This window comes from Maribacter sp. MJ134 (assembly GCF_003970695.1).
Lineage (GTDB): Bacteria > Bacteroidota > Bacteroidia > Flavobacteriales > Flavobacteriaceae > Maribacter.
Map to the genome: position 1 here is coordinate 2,962,074 of NZ_CP034570.1, position 16,655 is coordinate 2,978,728.

18 protein-coding genes are annotated in these 16,655 nt (G+C 38.9%); 5 read left to right on the plus strand and 13 right to left on the minus strand.

Annotated elements, in window-relative coordinates; genetic code table 11:
- Positions 1-13: 13 nt before the first annotated feature.
- On the plus strand, positions 14-1,570 hold the full coding sequence (locus EJ994_RS12785) for an outer membrane beta-barrel protein (protein ID WP_126592851.1): 1,557 nt from the start codon (positions 14-16) through the stop codon (positions 1,568-1,570).
- On the opposite strand, the gene EJ994_RS12790 is transcribed toward EJ994_RS12785, so the two are convergent.
- Positions 1,567-2,319, minus strand: a complete 753-nt coding sequence (locus tag EJ994_RS12790) for a lysophospholipid acyltransferase family protein (protein ID WP_126592852.1) — start codon at positions 2,317-2,319, stop codon at positions 1,567-1,569. The genes EJ994_RS12785 and EJ994_RS12790 overlap by 4 nt on opposite strands.
- 72 nt (positions 2,320-2,391) lie before the next feature.
- Between EJ994_RS12790 and trpS the strand changes: the two genes are divergently transcribed.
- Positions 2,392-3,360 (plus strand): tryptophan--tRNA ligase, encoded by a 969-nt coding sequence (gene trpS / locus EJ994_RS12795; protein WP_126592853.1) that lies wholly within the window; start codon positions 2,392-2,394, stop codon positions 3,358-3,360.
- A gap of 214 nt (positions 3,361-3,574) precedes the next feature.
- Here the strand turns inward: trpS and dprA are convergent, their stop codons facing one another.
- A complete protein-coding gene (gene dprA, locus EJ994_RS12800; protein ID WP_126592854.1) occupies positions 3,575-4,693 on the minus strand; it encodes a DNA-processing protein DprA in 1,119 nt (372 codons plus the stop codon).
- Positions 4,694-4,784: 91 nt separating this feature from the next.
- Between dprA and EJ994_RS12805 the strand changes: the two genes are divergently transcribed.
- The 3 genes from EJ994_RS12805 to EJ994_RS12815 all read left to right on the plus strand — a co-directional run bounded on the left by EJ994_RS12805 (position 4,785) and on the right by EJ994_RS12815 (position 7,071).
- Positions 4,785-5,738 carry an SPOR domain-containing protein gene (locus EJ994_RS12805; RefSeq protein WP_126592855.1) on the plus strand — a complete coding sequence of 318 codons (954 nt, stop codon included), beginning with the start codon at positions 4,785-4,787 and terminating at the stop codon, positions 5,736-5,738.
- Between the two features lie 116 nt (positions 5,739-5,854).
- Entirely contained in the window at positions 5,855-6,370 is a 516-nt protein-coding gene (locus tag EJ994_RS12810) for an acyl-CoA thioesterase (protein ID WP_099573506.1), read from the plus strand.
- A gap of 125 nt (positions 6,371-6,495) precedes the next feature.
- The gene (locus EJ994_RS12815) at positions 6,496-7,071 is read left to right on the plus strand and encodes an outer membrane protein (protein WP_126592856.1); all 576 of its coding nucleotides are present in this window, start codon (positions 6,496-6,498) and stop codon (positions 7,069-7,071) included.
- 129 nt (positions 7,072-7,200) lie between these two features.
- Here EJ994_RS12815 and EJ994_RS12820 read toward each other — a convergent pair whose 3' ends face one another.
- From EJ994_RS12820 to EJ994_RS12870, 11 genes are all read right to left on the minus strand, one after another.
- Positions 7,201-8,043 (minus strand): aldo/keto reductase, encoded by an 843-nt coding sequence (locus tag EJ994_RS12820; RefSeq protein ID WP_126592857.1) that lies wholly within the window; start codon positions 8,041-8,043, stop codon positions 7,201-7,203.
- 412 nt (positions 8,044-8,455) lie between these two features.
- On the minus strand, positions 8,456-9,004 hold the full coding sequence (locus EJ994_RS12825; RefSeq protein ID WP_126592858.1) for a lipid-binding SYLF domain-containing protein: 549 nt from the start codon (positions 9,002-9,004) through the stop codon (positions 8,456-8,458).
- A 191-nt stretch (positions 9,005-9,195) separates the two neighbouring features.
- Complete coding sequence (locus tag EJ994_RS12830) at positions 9,196-10,386, minus strand: murein hydrolase activator EnvC family protein (RefSeq protein ID WP_410504180.1); 1,191 nt, start codon at positions 10,384-10,386, stop codon at positions 9,196-9,198.
- A 40-nt stretch (positions 10,387-10,426) separates the two neighbouring features.
- Entirely contained in the window at positions 10,427-11,212 is a 786-nt protein-coding gene (locus EJ994_RS12835; RefSeq protein WP_126592860.1) for a DUF4292 domain-containing protein, read from the minus strand.
- Between the two features lie 3 nt (positions 11,213-11,215).
- Positions 11,216-12,157 carry a tetratricopeptide repeat protein gene (locus tag EJ994_RS12840; RefSeq protein WP_164721463.1) on the minus strand — a complete coding sequence of 314 codons (942 nt, stop codon included), beginning with the start codon at positions 12,155-12,157 and terminating at the stop codon, positions 11,216-11,218.
- A gap of 38 nt (positions 12,158-12,195) precedes the next feature.
- The gene (gene dut / locus EJ994_RS12845) at positions 12,196-12,630 is read right to left on the minus strand and encodes a dUTP diphosphatase (protein ID WP_099573413.1); all 435 of its coding nucleotides are present in this window, start codon (positions 12,628-12,630) and stop codon (positions 12,196-12,198) included.
- Positions 12,627-14,087 (minus strand): lipopolysaccharide biosynthesis protein, encoded by a 1,461-nt coding sequence (locus EJ994_RS12850; protein ID WP_126592862.1) that lies wholly within the window; start codon positions 14,085-14,087, stop codon positions 12,627-12,629. Before EJ994_RS12850 ends, dut begins: the two co-directional genes overlap by 4 nt.
- A gap of 51 nt (positions 14,088-14,138) precedes the next feature.
- Complete coding sequence (locus EJ994_RS12855; protein ID WP_126592863.1) at positions 14,139-14,579, minus strand: hypothetical protein; 441 nt, start codon at positions 14,577-14,579, stop codon at positions 14,139-14,141.
- Between the two features lie 102 nt (positions 14,580-14,681).
- A complete protein-coding gene (locus tag EJ994_RS12860; RefSeq protein WP_126592864.1) occupies positions 14,682-15,236 on the minus strand; it encodes a hypothetical protein in 555 nt (184 codons plus the stop codon).
- Positions 15,229-15,723, minus strand: a complete 495-nt coding sequence (locus tag EJ994_RS12865; protein ID WP_126592865.1) for an RNA polymerase sigma factor — start codon at positions 15,721-15,723, stop codon at positions 15,229-15,231. The genes EJ994_RS12860 and EJ994_RS12865 overlap by 8 nt, the downstream gene beginning before the upstream one ends.
- Positions 15,723-16,568: an alpha/beta fold hydrolase gene (locus tag EJ994_RS12870; protein ID WP_126592866.1), complete on the minus strand. Its 846-nt coding sequence runs from the start codon at positions 16,566-16,568 to the stop codon at positions 15,723-15,725. The genes EJ994_RS12865 and EJ994_RS12870 overlap by 1 nt, the downstream gene beginning before the upstream one ends.
- Positions 16,569-16,655 lie beyond the last annotated feature (87 nt).

The window sequence follows — 16,655 nt, forward strand, 5'->3', positions numbered from 1 at the left end:
AAGTCTTAAAGAGATGGGCAAAAAGAAATTAGACGAACTATTCCAAGATACATTCTTGGACTTCAAGGAAGTTCCCGACGAACATGTCTGGAAATCCATTGAGGCGTCATTGAACAAAAAGAAGGAAAAACGTCTGCTGCCGTTGTGGTGGCAACTAGGCGGTATCGCCGCAGCTTTGTTAATTGGGTTTGTACTGTTCAATCCATTTGCGGAAAACAATACAACAGAAGAAATAATAACGGACGTAGAACATAATGTGCCTGAGATAAATACAAACGCTATTGATTCTACAGGAACCAAAAAAGCAGATTTCAATACTCGTATTGTAGATACTACAGCCATTACTTCCAAAGAAGAAATGGAACATAATCCTGGGGAAAATGTGATACAATTGGCCAATACGCCTAAAGCTAAAGAGAGTAAATCCGATAGCGACCAAAATATGTCAAAGCAAAAATCTAAGATAGCTACGGACAATTGGAATTCTAACGAAGAAACCGTAGCGCAAACAAAAGAAAAGAGTCCGGTCAAAAAGAGTAAAAAAGAACAAAATAAGGACTCAAATTTTACGAATGACGTATTTGCCAATGAGACTGAAATTGCGCAATCTAATCGTACTACAAAGGAGAAGGTGCTGCAGGAGGAACTATCAAATACTAATGTTTCTCCAAAAGATAGGAGTTTAGAAACTACTACTACCGGTAATCCTGAAACAGCTCTAGCTGCAAATGCAGATGACGAGAAAGAAACCGAGGAAATAATTGAAGACCCTAAGAAAAAATCCATCTTCGAAGAAATCGAGGAACAAGAGGCCGTAGTGGTTGCTGAAGGTAATGCCAAAAAATGGTCCGCTGGCCCTAGTGTAGCTCCCGTTTATTTTAATGCGATCGGGGAAGGCTCTTCTGTACATTCCATATTCATTCCCAATTCTAAATCGGGGAATATCAATCTTAGCTATGGATTGTCCGTTGCCTACGAGATAAGTCCTAAGCTCACCGTTAAATCGGGAGTGCATAAGGTAGATTATGGCTATGATACGAACGATGTTGCATTCTCCTCTTCCTTAGTAGCTTCTACCAATGGGCAAATTGACAATATTGATTATTCTGCAACCTCAAAAAATCTGGTGGTATCTAGTAGAAAAGGTGGGAACGCAAATGCTGTCGTTAGTAACGAAGCTATAGATGTGTCGGCTGAAAACCCGGAAAGAGACGGGGTAATGTCCCAACAATTAGGATATGTTGAGGTTCCGGTAGAACTCAATTATGCCCTTGTGGACAATAAGTTCGGGGTAAATCTTATCGGCGGAATTAGCTCCTTGTTCTTGATAGACAACTCCGTAGCCCTTACATCTGGAGGTCTAACGACGGAAATGGGTGAGGCCAATAATGTAAACGACCTAAATTTTAGTGCTAATGTGGGTCTCGGGGTAAATTATAAATTCTCGCCTAAAGTACAATTCAACTTAGAGCCTGTGTTTAAATATCAACTGAATACATTCTCTGAGACAGATGGTACTTTTAACCCCTATTCCTTAGGTATATACAGCGGGCTTAGCTTTAGATTTTAAATAGTACAAGCATTGTACAGTTTTAAATCGGCCAAAATAACTTCACGCACTTCTTCTCTAAGGGTAGACTTGTCCTCTGCTCCCAAAATACCCGTTTCAAAAAATTCGTGCACCTTGGCCCTAGTCCTTCCCGGACCTCCACTAAAAAAGGTGAACGAAAATCGTTTTTTGTTATCGTAAAAAGTAATGGGAACTATAGGTATTTTATGTGCTATGGCCATTTTAAAAGCGCCGTCTTTAAAGGAGTCCAAAACCACGGTCTCTTCCGGCACGCCGCCCTCGGGAAAAATACAGATGCTCAGACCCTGTTGCAGGCGTCTTTGAGCCCTTCTATAAACGCCGGTCCTGCTTTGCGTATCCTCTCTATCTACCATGATACATACCCGTTTATAAAAAAATCCAAAAACAGGTATTTTCACCAGTTCTTTCTTGCCAACGAACACAAAGGGGTTTTTACTAACGTAGAGCATGAGCATTATATCCAACATACTGGTATGGTTCGCGACCAACATGTAGCTCTGCCCTTTTAAAATAGGTTGTTCAAAGGTAACGCTCGGAGGGCATCCCATGCCATAAAGTATTGGTTTTGCCCAAAGATTACGCGCCAACCAAAAGAACTGTGGATACCAAGCTTCCCTAGAAACAGAAACTAGCAGAAAGGGAAAGAAAATGAATATTGGGATAGCCACCATGATATAGAACCAAATACGGTAAAAAGTCTGGCCTATACGCTGAACCATTTTGAGCATAAATCAAAAATAGTTATTTCGGTTCTTATTTTTTGATTTGTTTTATCTTTACTCGCTTAGAATACGACAGCAATGGCAAGAATTTTAACGGGAATACAGAGTACGGGAACACCTCATCTAGGCAATATCCTCGGCGCTATTATTCCCGCCATACAAATGGCACAGAACCCCAAGAACGAATCTTTTCTCTTTATAGCGGATATGCATTCGCTCACGCAAATAAAGAATGGTACTGAATTACGGAACAATACCTATGCTACGGCAGCTACTTGGCTTGCCTTTGGTCTCGATATAGAAGAAACCGTATTCTATAGACAAAGCGATGTGCCTCAAGTAACAGAACTGGCTTGGTATCTCAGCTGTTTCTTTCCTTACCAAAGATTAACACTGGCACATTCCTTTAAGGACAAAGCTGATCGCTTGGAAGATGTAAATGCCGGACTCTTTGGTTATCCTATGCTCATGGCAGCGGATATTTTGCTGTACGATGCCAACATCGTTCCAGTAGGGAAAGACCAATTACAACACTTGGAGATGACTCGGGACGTTGCCTCTCGTTTTCATGCGCAACTAGGCGAAACCTTTATACTACCCGATGCAAAAGTTCAAGAAGAAACCATGTATGTTCCCGGAACGGATGGGGCCAAGATGAGCAAGAGCAAGGGCAATCTGATTAATCTTTTTCAAACGGATAAAAAACTCCGTAAGCAGATTATGGGTATTCAGACCGATAGTACGCCTATGGAAGACCCCAAAGATCCTACTACGGATAATGTGTTCGCTCTTTATAAAATACTGGCTTCCCAACCTCAAATAGAGGAGATGAGCGCTAACTATTTGGCAGGAAATTACGGTTACGGCCATGCAAAACAGGCGCTCTACGAGGTTATTTTGAACAAGTTTGAAGAACCCCGTGAAAAGTTTGAATATTATATGAACAACCTCAACGAAGTAGATGAGGCACTCGCCCTTGGTGCTGAAAAGGCCAAGAAAGTAGCCGATGGCGTTTTGCAAAGAGTGAGGGAAAAGTTAGGGTATTAGGCCTCTTCTAGCCTATCCAAAGCAGGGGGATTAATTAAGTCCAATATTTTGAGAAAAATTAAGGATCCGACCTATTAGTCGGTTCTTTAACAATACACTACACAGGAATAGCAGCCCTCTAGGGTTCAAAGGCCTTGTTTTAACGACAGGTGCCAATATATCATCTAATTCGAAAGTTGTTTTCTCTTTGGTAAACTAATCGGTTTGTAAATAATTAAATTGCTTCGAATAATTTTCCTGGTAACGGACGAATAACGCCCTTCATTTCCATGGTCAACAAGGTAGATGAAGTCTTAAAAATGGGCAGCTTACACTCTAAAGCGATAGTGTCCAAAAGTTGCTTGCCATTATTTTGTAGATAGTCGTACATCGTTTGTTCTAGGTCGTCCAAGGTTACGAATAATTGCTTTTGTACCGTTTTCGTTTCCTTTTCCTCCAAATCCCAATCCAATAAGTAAATGAGGTCCGCCGCAGATGTCAACATATGGGCCTGCTGTTTTTTAATCAGGTTATTGCAACCTAAACTGTATTTGTCCGAAGCTCTTCCGGGTACTGCAAAAACATCCCTGTTGTAACTGTTCGCAATATCGGCAGTGACCAAGCTACCCCCTTTCTCGGCAGATTCTACCACTATCGTAGCCTCACTCATTCCGGCTATAACCCGGTTTCGTTTTAGAAAATTCTCACGTTCCGGATTACTTGTACTCCAAAATTCAGTATAAAAACCACCATTGGCACAAACCTCTGTCTGGTATTTGGCATGCACTTTAGGGTATATTTGATTTAATCCATGTGCTAAACAGCCTATAGTCTGCAACCCGTGTTTCATAGCCTCTCGCTGAACACAGATATCCACTCCATAGGCAAATCCGCTTACTATAATAGGGTTAAGGGGCGCAATGTCCGCAATGAACTGTTCGCAAAAAGCCGTTCCGTAACTCGTAATATTCCGCGTACCAACAACACTGATCACTTTTCGTTGTTCCAAAGCTATTTTCCCTTTTTTGAACAAAAGAATGGGACTATCGATACAATGCTTTAAATAATCTGGATAGTCATCGTCCTTAAAATAGGTGGCTTCTATAGCATTCGTATCACAATATGCATACTCTTTTTCCGCAGCTTCTAAGTGTGCCGCGTCGAACAAATGCTTTATGGTCTGGGTACCAATACCATCAATTTTGAGTAGTTGATTCCGTTTAGCCTCAAAAATTGCCGCTGGACTACCACAATGTGCAATTAACTTTTTAGCGATTACATCTCCAATATTAGGAACATGTTGCAATCTTAAAATTGCAATCAACTCAGCCGGAGTATGTTGGAAATTTATCATGACAGCCCACAAAATACTACAAAAATTAATGTTAATAAAAAGTTATCCTATGAGTTTCTATGCCCCTATTTTTTTTTGATATTTGCCTTATATGGTACTAGAACACTATATCAGCGACTTGCTATACAGGTACAATTGTGTGGTGGTCCCAAATTTTGGGGCTTTCCTTACACAAAAGATAGCTGCACGCATCAATGATACTACAAACACCTTTTTTGCCCCTTCAAAATCTATTGCGTTCAACGAGCAGTTGATTACCAATGATGGCCTTTTGGTCTCCCATATAGCACAATCGGAAAAAATTACTTTTGAGGATGCACTTTCACAAATTGAAGGGATTACTAAAAAATGGAGCCAGAAATTAACAGAAGGTGAAAAATTAAGCTTGTCAAAAATTGGTCTGTTATGGGCCGGCGCAGAAAATAAGGTACAATTTCAACCTTCATCAGAGGTTAATTATTTGACATCTTCCTTTGGCCTATCATCTTTTAATTCAATTCCCGTAACACGCGAAGTTTTAAAAGAGGAAATTATCGCTTTGGAAGAGGACATTCCGTTTATCATAAGTCCTGAAAAACGAGAAACCACATCTTTCCGGCCCTATTTAAAATATGCGGCAATTTTACTCTTGGCCTTGTCTACAGGTCTTACGGGATACCGTGCCTATGAAAAAGGCATGGTTAACGAGCGGTTAGTTAGGCAAGACGCTCAAAAAGAAGTGACCCGGCAGATACAAGAGGCTACTTTTTTCAATACTGCGCCCTTAGAATTACCTACCGTAAATGTAGATGCCGTTTCTAACGCAGAAAACAATACGGCACGTCATCATATTGTTGCCGGAGCTTTCCGTGTTAAGGCAAATGCTGACAGAAAAATAGCCACACTACAACAAAAAGGCTATAAGGCCGCATACTATGGAACCAATGCCTATGGTCTTCACATGGTGACCTACGACCGTTACGAAAATGCGCAGGAGGCTTTGAGCGCATTAAGGAAAATTAAGCGAACGCAATCCTCGGACGCTTGGTTACTTTCTGAAAAGTAGGGCCAGCTACCGTCCCAAGGAGAATATTTTGAAATTCTACCTGCTTTTTTCTTTTACCGAATACCGCCCAAAAATCTTTTTTTGACACGTATCTTTGTATGGAAAAATTTAATGCAATGGAAGCTAAAACACCTTCAGATTCTAGAACTACAATGACCGATATGGTGCTCCCCAGTGAGACCAATCCACTGAACAATCTGTTCGGGGGGGAACTTTTGGCACGTATGGATCGCGCTGCAAGTATTGCCGCTAGAAGACACAGTCGTCGTATTACCGTTACGGCTTCTGTGAATCACGTTGCTTTTAACAGGGCAGTGCCCGTAGGTAGCGTAGTTACCGTGGAAGCTGCCGTTTCCCGTTCTTTTAGGACCTCAATGGAGGTTTATATTGATGTTTGGATGGAAGATCGCTTCAGCGGCGAGCGTACTAAAGCGAACGAAGCCATTTATACTTTTGTGGCTGTCGACGAGACTGGTAAGCCCACAGAAGTACCGCAACTGTCTCCGGATACCGATTTGGAAAAAGAGCGTTTTGCAGGAGCATTAAGAAGGAAGCAATTAAGCCTTGTACTTGCCGGAAAAATGAAACCTAACGAAGCCACAGAATTACGTGCTTTGTTTATAGCCCCCTAGCCCCCTAGCCCCCAAAGGGGGAAAATTCCACGAGCTCTAAAAAAATTAGAAAAGACTTGATTTTCTCGATGAATACTATTCTTAAACCAGAAACGTTGTTTATTAAACATTCATCGCCTTAATTAATGAAAAAAATAATAATTTTTGCTTTACTCATTATAGTAACTTCAAAATTATTTTCTCAAAATGAGAAATTTGGTATTGAAGTAAATTACCCTGTTCTTATTGACAATAATTTTATTGGTGTAAATTATAATGGCATTATAGATTTAGGATTAAGTTATAGTTTTATCAATACTACTATAGCGGATTTCGGTGTAAATTTCAACACGTCAATTTTCAGAGATTCAAATAAAGGTGGTTTTTCGGAAATTGATATTACCGTAATCTCATTTCAGCCAAGCATTTATGGAGAATTCAAAATTAATGGTCTCCAAAAATTTCGTCCTATTGCAAGGTTGGGTTATACCCTTTTAACCTTTAGTAATGTAATTGATTTTTCAACTGGTGAAGAAATAGAATCGAATACTTCAAGGGGTGGACTTAATCTAGGTCTTGGCGTGGCTTATCAAATCAGCAATAGAGTATTTTTAAAATTTGAATATGATTTTACCAAGCTTTATGAAACTGGTAGGCTATCCCGCTCACCATTTAACACAAATATAAATATCCTAGCCATTGGGTTAAGTTACAAGCTATAATAGTACTTTATCTTTCTTTAATGGAACATATTTAATTTGAATATAAGAATACAGAGCCTTTCTTAAACAGCTTTTAAAGTGATTATAATAAAACCACGCGTTTATAATCTTTGTTTATGAATAATTAAATTAAAAATCGAAATAGTCCGGGTGTGGTCCAATACGTTCTCCTCTGTCCAAACTATCTAAGTACGTTACATCTTCCTCGGAAAGTTCAAAGTCAAAAATAGCAGCGTTGGAAGCAATACGATTTTTGTGGACTGATTTTGGAATGGTCACCACTCCCTTCTGAAGGTTCCAACGCAGTATCACCTGAGCTATGGATTTGTTGTACTTATCCGCCAATTCCTTGCAGATATCCAAGTCAAAAACCTTACCCTGCATAAAGGGCGACCACGCTTCATACTGAATGATATTTTTATTGCAGAAATCGATTAAATCCTGCTGTACTACATAGGGGTGAAATTCCATTTGGTTTACCATAGGTATCACCTTACAATCGCTCAACACCTCTTCTAGATGATGCTGCAAAAAATTGCTTACGCCAATTGCCCTTACCTTCTTCTCGGTATATAAATGTTCCAAAGCTTTCCACGTGTCCTTGAATTTACCTGCTACGGGCCAATGGATAAGATAAAGGTCTAAATAATCCAATTGCAATCGTTCCAAACTATCCGTAAAAGCCTTTATGGTACTATCATAACCTTGGTCTGCGTTCCACACTTTACTAACAACGAAAATTTCTTCCCTAGCTACAGCACTTTCCTTAATACCTTTACCAACGCCCTCTTCATTTTTATATACCGATGCCGTATCTATATGCCGATACCCTATTTCCAATGCGTCTTTAACCGAATCGACCACCTCTTGCTCGTTATCGGCTTGGTAAGTACCCAAACCAAGGTAAGGCATTGCCACGCCATTCTGTAGCGTGAAAGTTCCTTTGATATCTGTTATTGTATTTGTATTCATCTATTCTTTTACAGTTAATATACTTAATCTCCTACTTCTGCTATTCTTAGACTAGTACTGTTTATGAGTCAAGAACATGAAATATAAAAAATAATACTTTCAGAGTAAAGCTAGGTCCCTTTTTATGGCTGCCAAACTTTAACAAGACACAATCCTAAAGTAGTCCGCTCAGCTGTTTGGAAACATTTAAGCAAATTGCATTCTAAGAGCAGGCAAATTACGATTTATCTTAAAGCAGTGAAGCAACTCGTAAATCTATCAATTATAGAATAATTGTAGAGGTATAAAAAAGCCCCTTTACGGGGCTTTTACTTTACTACAAATTTACTAAAAGGGCGCTTACAATAAATACCATGAGTAGTGTAACTACTAATATATTATAGTTTTTCTTTACCCTTTTTTTCATCGGTTCCTATTTTTCGGAGTCTGTTTCAAAAGCTTCATATTCAAAACGTTGTCCACCAACGGTTACATCTGCCATCAATCCTGCTTTTGGTAAAGCAAATACGGCAACACCATCTTCATACTTTGCTTTTAAGGCTTTACCTGATTTTAGGACTACAGCTGATACTCCAGCGTCAAATTCGTAGTTATCGCTTTTAAATTCATTAAATGAGGTTTCATTCTCAAAGAAAATTGCCTCGATAACCGATTGCCCTCCGGCCTGTAAGCCTACATTTAATTTTTTAAGATTAACGGTTCCTACACTTTTACCGCCTTGGTATAAGATTCCGTTTCCAGAGGCTCCACCAATAATCAACCCGCCTTTACCTACATTCGGGAAAATTACGTATCCATAAGAAGAATCAAAAAAATCAGTAATCTTTTCATTCGCCGCAACAAGGCTGGCCTTCGCTTTTTCAGCATCCGCTATCAAATCTCTTTCTTCTTCCGTTTGTGCATTGATGTTTGTTGCCGTTATTGCGAACAATATCAAAGCAAACATTTTTAACTTTTTCATTTCCTAAATTTTTTATGTTTCAACTTCATTTTACAAAAGGAAAATCCTTTCATTTCAAAATTAAAACGATGAGCAGTAGTCATTTAACTCATTTAAAATAGTTGTTGATTCAAATTGAAGAAGAAAGGAACTAAGTTAATTTGAAGGGGATAACCTAAAATTATTGATGTAAAATTAAGAGCAGAAATAGTTTACAATCGGTACACCCACTCCTCAGGGTTCAGTCTGGAGGTATCTTGATATAAATAAAATTTTAAGCGTGTTTGTCCGTTAGTTTTGTTGGTGTATATAGTACCCAATTCTTCTTTAATCCCCACTTTATCCCCTTTTTTTACATAAAGTTCTGCCAAATTATAATAGGTGCTGATAAAATTACCATGTTTAATCTGCACCCCTTTATTTCCACCCGGAACGGCTAAAATAGCAATGACCTCCCCTTCAAAAATTGCTCGCGCCTTGACACCGGGGTCGGTGGCAATAATTACCCCGTTGCTCTGGTGCTTAATGCCGGGATATACGGCGTCTTTATAAATACCAAAACCCTGACTTTTTATTCCTTTCTCCACTGGCCAAATAAGCTTGCCCTTGTTAGAGGAAAAGTTCTTGGCGATTAACGTAGCCTCAGGAGTAAGTGCAAACTTACTAGCACTTGTATTCTTCTTTCCGGACTTCTTGTTAGAGGCAGCTATGGCGCTTCGAATAAGCTTTTCAATCTGTTGGTCTATTTTTCGGGCTTCCCGTTTTTTCTTGTTAATGGCACTACTATATTTACTTTCGTTCTTGCGTATAGTTCCTAAAAGTGCTTTTTGCTCCTGTATTTCTCCAAAGAGCTTATTTTTGGCCTTTCTATTCTGTGCCAATAATACTTCTTTTACTTTTCGTTCTTCATTAAGGTCACTGTTCAGTCGTGTTAGCTCGTCCGTTTTTGCAATAATCTGAGCTCCCTGCTCCTTTCTATAATCCGTATACTGCTTCATATACTGTAAGCGCTTAAATGCTTGAAAAAAGCTTTCCGAGGACAATAGGAACATTAACCTGTTCTGTTTGGATTTATTCTGATACGACTTCTGTATCATTTTAGCGTATTGGTCTTTTATCTCTTGTAATTCGCTCTTCAGCTTACCAATATTCCTGATGTTGGTGTTGATCTGTCTGTTCAGTAGGTTAGATTGTTGGTTGGTAACACGAATCAATTGCTGCCTTACGGTAATTTTTTTATCCAAGGCTTCCATTTGGTCCAAAACATTTCCTTTTTCCTTCTTTTCGGCAAAAAGTAGGCGATTGATATCCCGGATTTCATTTTGAAGCTGCTCTCGCTTCTCTTCTAAGGCTTTCTGTTCGCTGGTTTGCGCATATAAATCCTGGGTCAGCACGACCAGCATAAAAAGAACTATCTTAAATGTTACCGCTTTAAAATACATCTTACTCCAGTACTATTTCTTCGTATCCCTTGGGAATTTTATAGGGAAAATTCAAGGTCCTGTTCAACTCTAAATTTCGATACTCCAACTGAATCCTATTCTCCGTATTCTTCTCGACGGCATTGATGTTAATGGTGTTGGGCAATACCTCATCACCAATACGCTGGTAATTCTCATATTTGATTTCTAGCAAACGTTTCTTTAAGGGCTGCGAAAGTTGCTGGGAGGCCATTTTAAAGTTTTTGGGCTCTATTTCAAAAAGTATTTTGTAAAGTACCTCGTTAGACCTTGGAACAAGTCTGTAGTGCTCCCCGGTTATAGAAGCTTCATATTTTTTCTCCCTTAAATCTAACAGGGCTTGTCCCAAGAGTAAGTTCTGCACAATCTTAAAATCTACTTCCGTTCCAAGTAGGTCACTTAAATAGGAAAAATCCCCATCAAAATACTCATTCTGTAATTTGTTATAAAAAGAGACTTTATTTGGGGTAATGTAGGCCTTAACGATGCCCAGGGGAGCGCTCATCCAAATAGCTTTATCCTTTTCCAAGCGAAGGCTTACGGAAAAACTCTGCGCGTCCTCACCATCGGTATAATCGATTTTGACCTTTCCGCTTAAGGTTTTAAATGTGGGCTGGTTTTGATAATGGGCCCTTATGATTGCCTTGGACGACAAACGCTCATCTACCGTACCATCCGACACCAATTTTGTGCTTTTGCAAGACAAAACGAAAAGCGTAAGAATACTATAAAGGAAAGGTTTCAGGTATGTATTTATTTTCCCTCTCATAATTTAAAATCCGGGTTTAATCTTACTAAGGTACATATTTGCCTTTGATGGATTGCTTATAGCACTATAGGCATCTGACAGTTCCTTGTAAATTTTATTGGCCAAGGCAATATCGTTAATCAAATAATCCAAAGCTGCTTCCAATACCTCAATGGCATCCCTGTGCTTTTTGTTTCTGTTCAGCGCATATCCGCTGGCGTAATAAAAATAGGGTTGAGAAGGGTAGCTTTCTAAAGCTTCCTCGGTTAATTGCACTAGACCTAAGTTGCCGCCGTTCATTTTCATCAGCCCCTTTATTCTCATTTTATAATTTTCTATGCTGTTGGGCGTATTGTTTCTTACCGTTGCCGTATAGGAAACCGTTTGTTTGTTTGCGTCTTTATTTTGAAGGGAGTCGTTTATTTTTTGTTCAAGGGCCATCCTGTTCTTTGAGCTTTCAAGTGTTTTTAGAACCGCAAGCGCAGCTTCTAATTTGCCATCCTTGAAATAGATTTGAGCAAGATTTTCCTTGAGCACCGCATTATTGTACGGAATTAGATTTTCTAAGGAACTCATAGTATTTCCTTGTTTCCCCACTATGGTATTTAAAGTGTGCAAATACCAATAGTTTTCAGGCTCACTGTTCAAGGCCTCAATTGCATATTCCTGTGCAAGTATATTTTTTTTATCTAAATGATAGCTCTTTGCAAGTTCATAGGCAACCACCTTGTTTTCTGGTTGTAATCGTTTGCATTCGAGCAAAAAATTAATGGCCCTGTCGTAATTCTGAATTCCTTTCTGTTTTAATGCCTCAAAGAAGTTTTCTTGAAAATCATCGGAATAGTCCTCTAAAAACACTTCTGCACTTTCTTCTACCCTAATTCCATTTTCTTCTTGGGCATAAGAAAGAGCTGGAACAAAATTTGTTCCTAAAAAAAGCAACAAAAAAATACATTCATTTTTCATAACTCAACACAAATTCCCCCTTTGGGGTTAGGGGGCTTTTACTTCACCCCAGTACTACCAAAACCACCTTCTCCTCTAACCGTACTTGACAACTCCTCTACTTGTTCCCAAGTTGCACGCTCATGTTTTGCGATGACCATTTGTGCAATACGTTCTCCATTTTCAATGGTAAAAGCCTCATTGGAAAGATTTATAAGGATTACCCCGACCTCGCCCCTATAGTCAGCATCAATCGTGCCAGGGGCATTCAATACCGTAATCCCCTTTTTAGCTGCCAAACCACTTCTAGGTCTTACTTGTGCTTCAAAACCGATTGGGAGTTCCATAAAAAGGCCTGTTTTTATAATTGTGCGCTCCATAGGCCGCAAAACAACGGGTTCCTGAATACTTGCTCTTAAATCCATACCGGCCGAAGCATTGGTTTCGTAATGTGGCAAAGCGTGGTCCGATTTATTAATGATTTTTATATTCATTTCTTTATAATTATTTTTTTGAGGTTTTCTCCTTCCAGTCTATACGTTAGGCCAAGGAAAATGAGCAATAAGCTTATTCCCACGAAAAGGTTTCTATCAAAAATGTAAAATGATAGGATAGAAAACAAGATGGAGATTCCTAAATAAAAGATAATTTTTCTGAAATTATAGGGTATAGGATAATACATGCGTCCAAAATAAAAGGACAACAACATCATTGTTCCGTACGCCGTCAGTGTAGCTACCGCAGAAGCCATATAACCAAAATAAGGAATAAAGACAAAATTGATAATGATGGTAAGCACCGCACCGATCATAGAAATATAAGCTCCGAATTTTGTTCTGTCCGTAACTTTATACCATACGGATAGGTTGTGATAAATACCTAAGAAGAAACTTGCCAGTACTATTAGCGGCACAATGGGCATGGCATCCCAATAGGATTCGTCTAGCACGATCAACCGCTTTAAAACATCGGCAAAAACGACAACCGTCAATAGAATAATACTTCCCAATACCACAAAATAATTTGTAATCTGAGCATAGGCCTTCTGCGGATTTTTAGTTTCGGAATGACTAAAGAAAAAAGGCTCTATTCCCATTCTAAAAGCCGTGGCGAACAGGGTCATGAAAAGCGCTAATTTATAGCAGGCAGAGTACTTCCCCATTTCACTTTTAGCAATATCCGCCGGAAGCAATTCTGATAATAAATATCGGTCAAAAACCTCATTTATGGTAAATGCAATACCCGCCACCATAACCGGCATGGCATAGGTGAGCATTCTTCGCCACAAATTCATGTCAAAGCGGTAAGAAGGTCTTTTATAAACACCCAGCATTAATAGCAAGGTGATGGCGCTAGCAATAAGATTGGAGACTAGGATATAAGAGATTTCGAAATTTGGAACGTAGATTCCGCTGAAAATACTCGAAGTTTCTCCCTTAGCTATTTTAGGCAGCAGAATTAAGAAAAAGAGATTCAGACCTAAATTAATCGCTACGTTCAGAATTTTGATTACTGCATAACGCATGGGCTTTTCATTAGCCCTCAGTAATGCAAATGGTATAATTACCAAAGCATCTAAAGCCAAGATACCCAGAACAAAATTCATGTATTCCGTATCTATATTCAATGCCCTGGCAATGCTTCCCTTAAAGATGAGGCCAACCAATACGAACAGCAGTGTAGAAGCTCCTAAAGAGAGTAGCGAGGTGGATATCACGTTTGCCCTGTTTTCCGCTTCCTTATAAAAGCGAAAAAAGGCAGTTTCCATTCCATAGGCCAAGAAAACATTTAAAATGGCGAACCATGAAAAAATTAAGGTGACATCACCGTAAGTACCAGGAGGCATTACGGAGGTATAGATGGGCACTAGCAAAAATGATAGCATCCTAGGTAAAACGGTTGCCAAGCCATAAATGGCCGTTTGCTTAAAAAGTTTTTTCAGCGGATTCAAACACCTAACATTAAGGCCTCAAAAGTACCCAATTACGGTGGTTAAACAAAGTTAGTTTTTTGGTTTCCCCTTGTATAATAGGGGTTGTTTTTCTTTTATCCCTGTTATCTTGGTGTATTTTAACTTACCATTTTCAATATAACTGAGAACCGCATCGGTAGCCCCTAATTCCAAAGCTGTAGTTTCAGCCGACCCCCCTTTAGAATTCGGTATTTTGGCCATAGCGTAATTTGCACCGTCGACTTGTTCCATGGTCACTTGAGCTTGCTTACCCCTGAAGAAAATTTCTTTCATTACTACATCACTTGCATTATCCATAGTAACCGGAATTTTAACCGCAATACCGCTTCCACTACTTTCCAAACCACCACTATATACCTGGCAGGACGCATTCCCTAATTCAAACGGAATTTCCGTTTGTAATTTTTTTTGTGAAGAACAGCTAAAAAGTCCCAAGAGCATAATGCAGATTATATATTTAAAACGTCCCATGTACATGTCTTATTTGGTTTTTGTAAAGATATGCGAATATGTGTTAATTTCAGTCACTTACCATAAAACCAAAAGTGATGCCAATAGTACGATTAAAAGAGACTATTGTTGCAACCGCTTTATTTCTTGCATTTCTTTTTGTATTTGCTTGGCAATGAAAATACCCAAAACAATTAATGATACTAGACCGGATATTATTATGTACGTATAAAATCCAGAAGACAAATTAGCTTTAAAAAGTGGCAAGAGTATTAGAAACCCAACAACATACCCCAGAACAATTGCGGGTGTCCATATAAAATGAACATTTTTCCTGCGTTTATAATAACTAACAAGGGCATTCTTATAGTCGTTGTAATTTGAAAGGGTATTCAATTTTCCTAGTTGTTTTATACTTAAAACTTCCAGTAACATACGAATCAACAGTGTACCTACCATTAGGGCCAGGCCTAAAATGACTTGATTGTTTTCATATCCGGAGATATAGATAAAAAAGAATACTAATATTATCGCTGTAATGGCAAGGATCACGTTCGTAATTTTTTGCTTATCCTTTACTCTTTTTATTCCTTGTAACAACTCTTTAAATCCTTGCTCCGTGGCTTCAGCCCCTGGCTGATTTTTCCAATTTGATTGTAACTTCTCAAAATTATTCATTGTTTACGCATTTTGTTAATTGACTTTTGATCCGATGTATTCGTGTGCGGATTGCTTCGTGTTTTATTCCTATGATTTCAGAAATCTCTTTTTGTGGCAAACCCTCGAGCTCCAATAAAATAATGGCCTTGTTGGTTTCAGATAAGGTATTGATACATCCATATAACTGCACTAACATTTGATGCTTTTCCTCTCCCGAATAGGCCTCATGGTGTTCAGGAATATCTTTTATATCGTAGTTAGTTCGATGCTTTTTCTGCTTCCTGAGTTGCGTAAGGCAGGTATTTACTGTGATTCTATAAATCCAGGTTCCAATACCACTTTCATTACGAAACTGTTCCAAGTTCTCCCAAATTTTAATGAATACATCCTGAGCTACATCTTTCGCCAAGGCCTGGTCTCCAGAAACGTATCCCATACACAACCGCATCACCTTAGGGTAATTATCCCTATAAATCTCCTTATATCTTTCTTCTGATGGGGTCATTAGTTCTCTAAGCTATGAAACAATTTTTCTTGAAACCAACTAGGATTGTCATACATGACAAAATGTGCAGTTCCTTCCGCAAATTCTAAATCATAGTCTTCCAGATTAGCGTATTGTTTAGCGTAGGTGCTTTTGGCCATTTCTAGGCCGTAGGGTTCCGTTGCGGCCAAAATGGTGACCGGAATATTTATTTTGACAATATCGGCTCTTAAATCGAGCTTTAATAAATCGGTATACCCATAAACATAGGTTTCCCTATCTGCCTTTAGCATCCAATTCTTGACAAGGACCTGTTTCTCCTTGTTTAGGGTCATTCCGGAAGCCATTTGCTCTGCCATTGCTTCAAATGCCTTAGCCTCCATGGAAAGCATTTGTTTGTTCCAAGGACTTTCGTAGGCGAGGGCTTCACTGTCATAGTTAGGTATCATAAGCGCCCCGGTCGCAGGTAGTGCATCTATAATAATAAGTTTTGAAAGGGCGTGGTCATTTTCGGTAGCCAACCAGAGGCCTAAGGTTCCGCCGAGACTATGTCCCAGAACAACTACATTTTTAAGATTTTGATTTTTAATATAACTTTCTACGCCTTCCTTTATTTTTGGGAACCAAGGTTTTTCAACTACAGGAACCTCTCCAAAGCCAGCAAAGGTAAAAACATGGCATTCGTAATCTTTAGAAAGCGCTGCCACCGTAGCTTCCCACACTTCTCCTGTGCACGTAAATCCTGGAAAAAGTAATATAGGCTGACCTTTACCTTTTACCTCTACTTCAAAAGGGTATTGCTGTGCGGTACCGCATAATGTGATCAGTAAAATGCTTAACGTAAGTATTCTTCGAATTGTTTTCATAATATATATTTTTAAATGATTTTCCCTTTAGATGACAATTCTTAGAAATGTTACATTTAAAATGTCCAGAAATCAAAAAAACTTTAT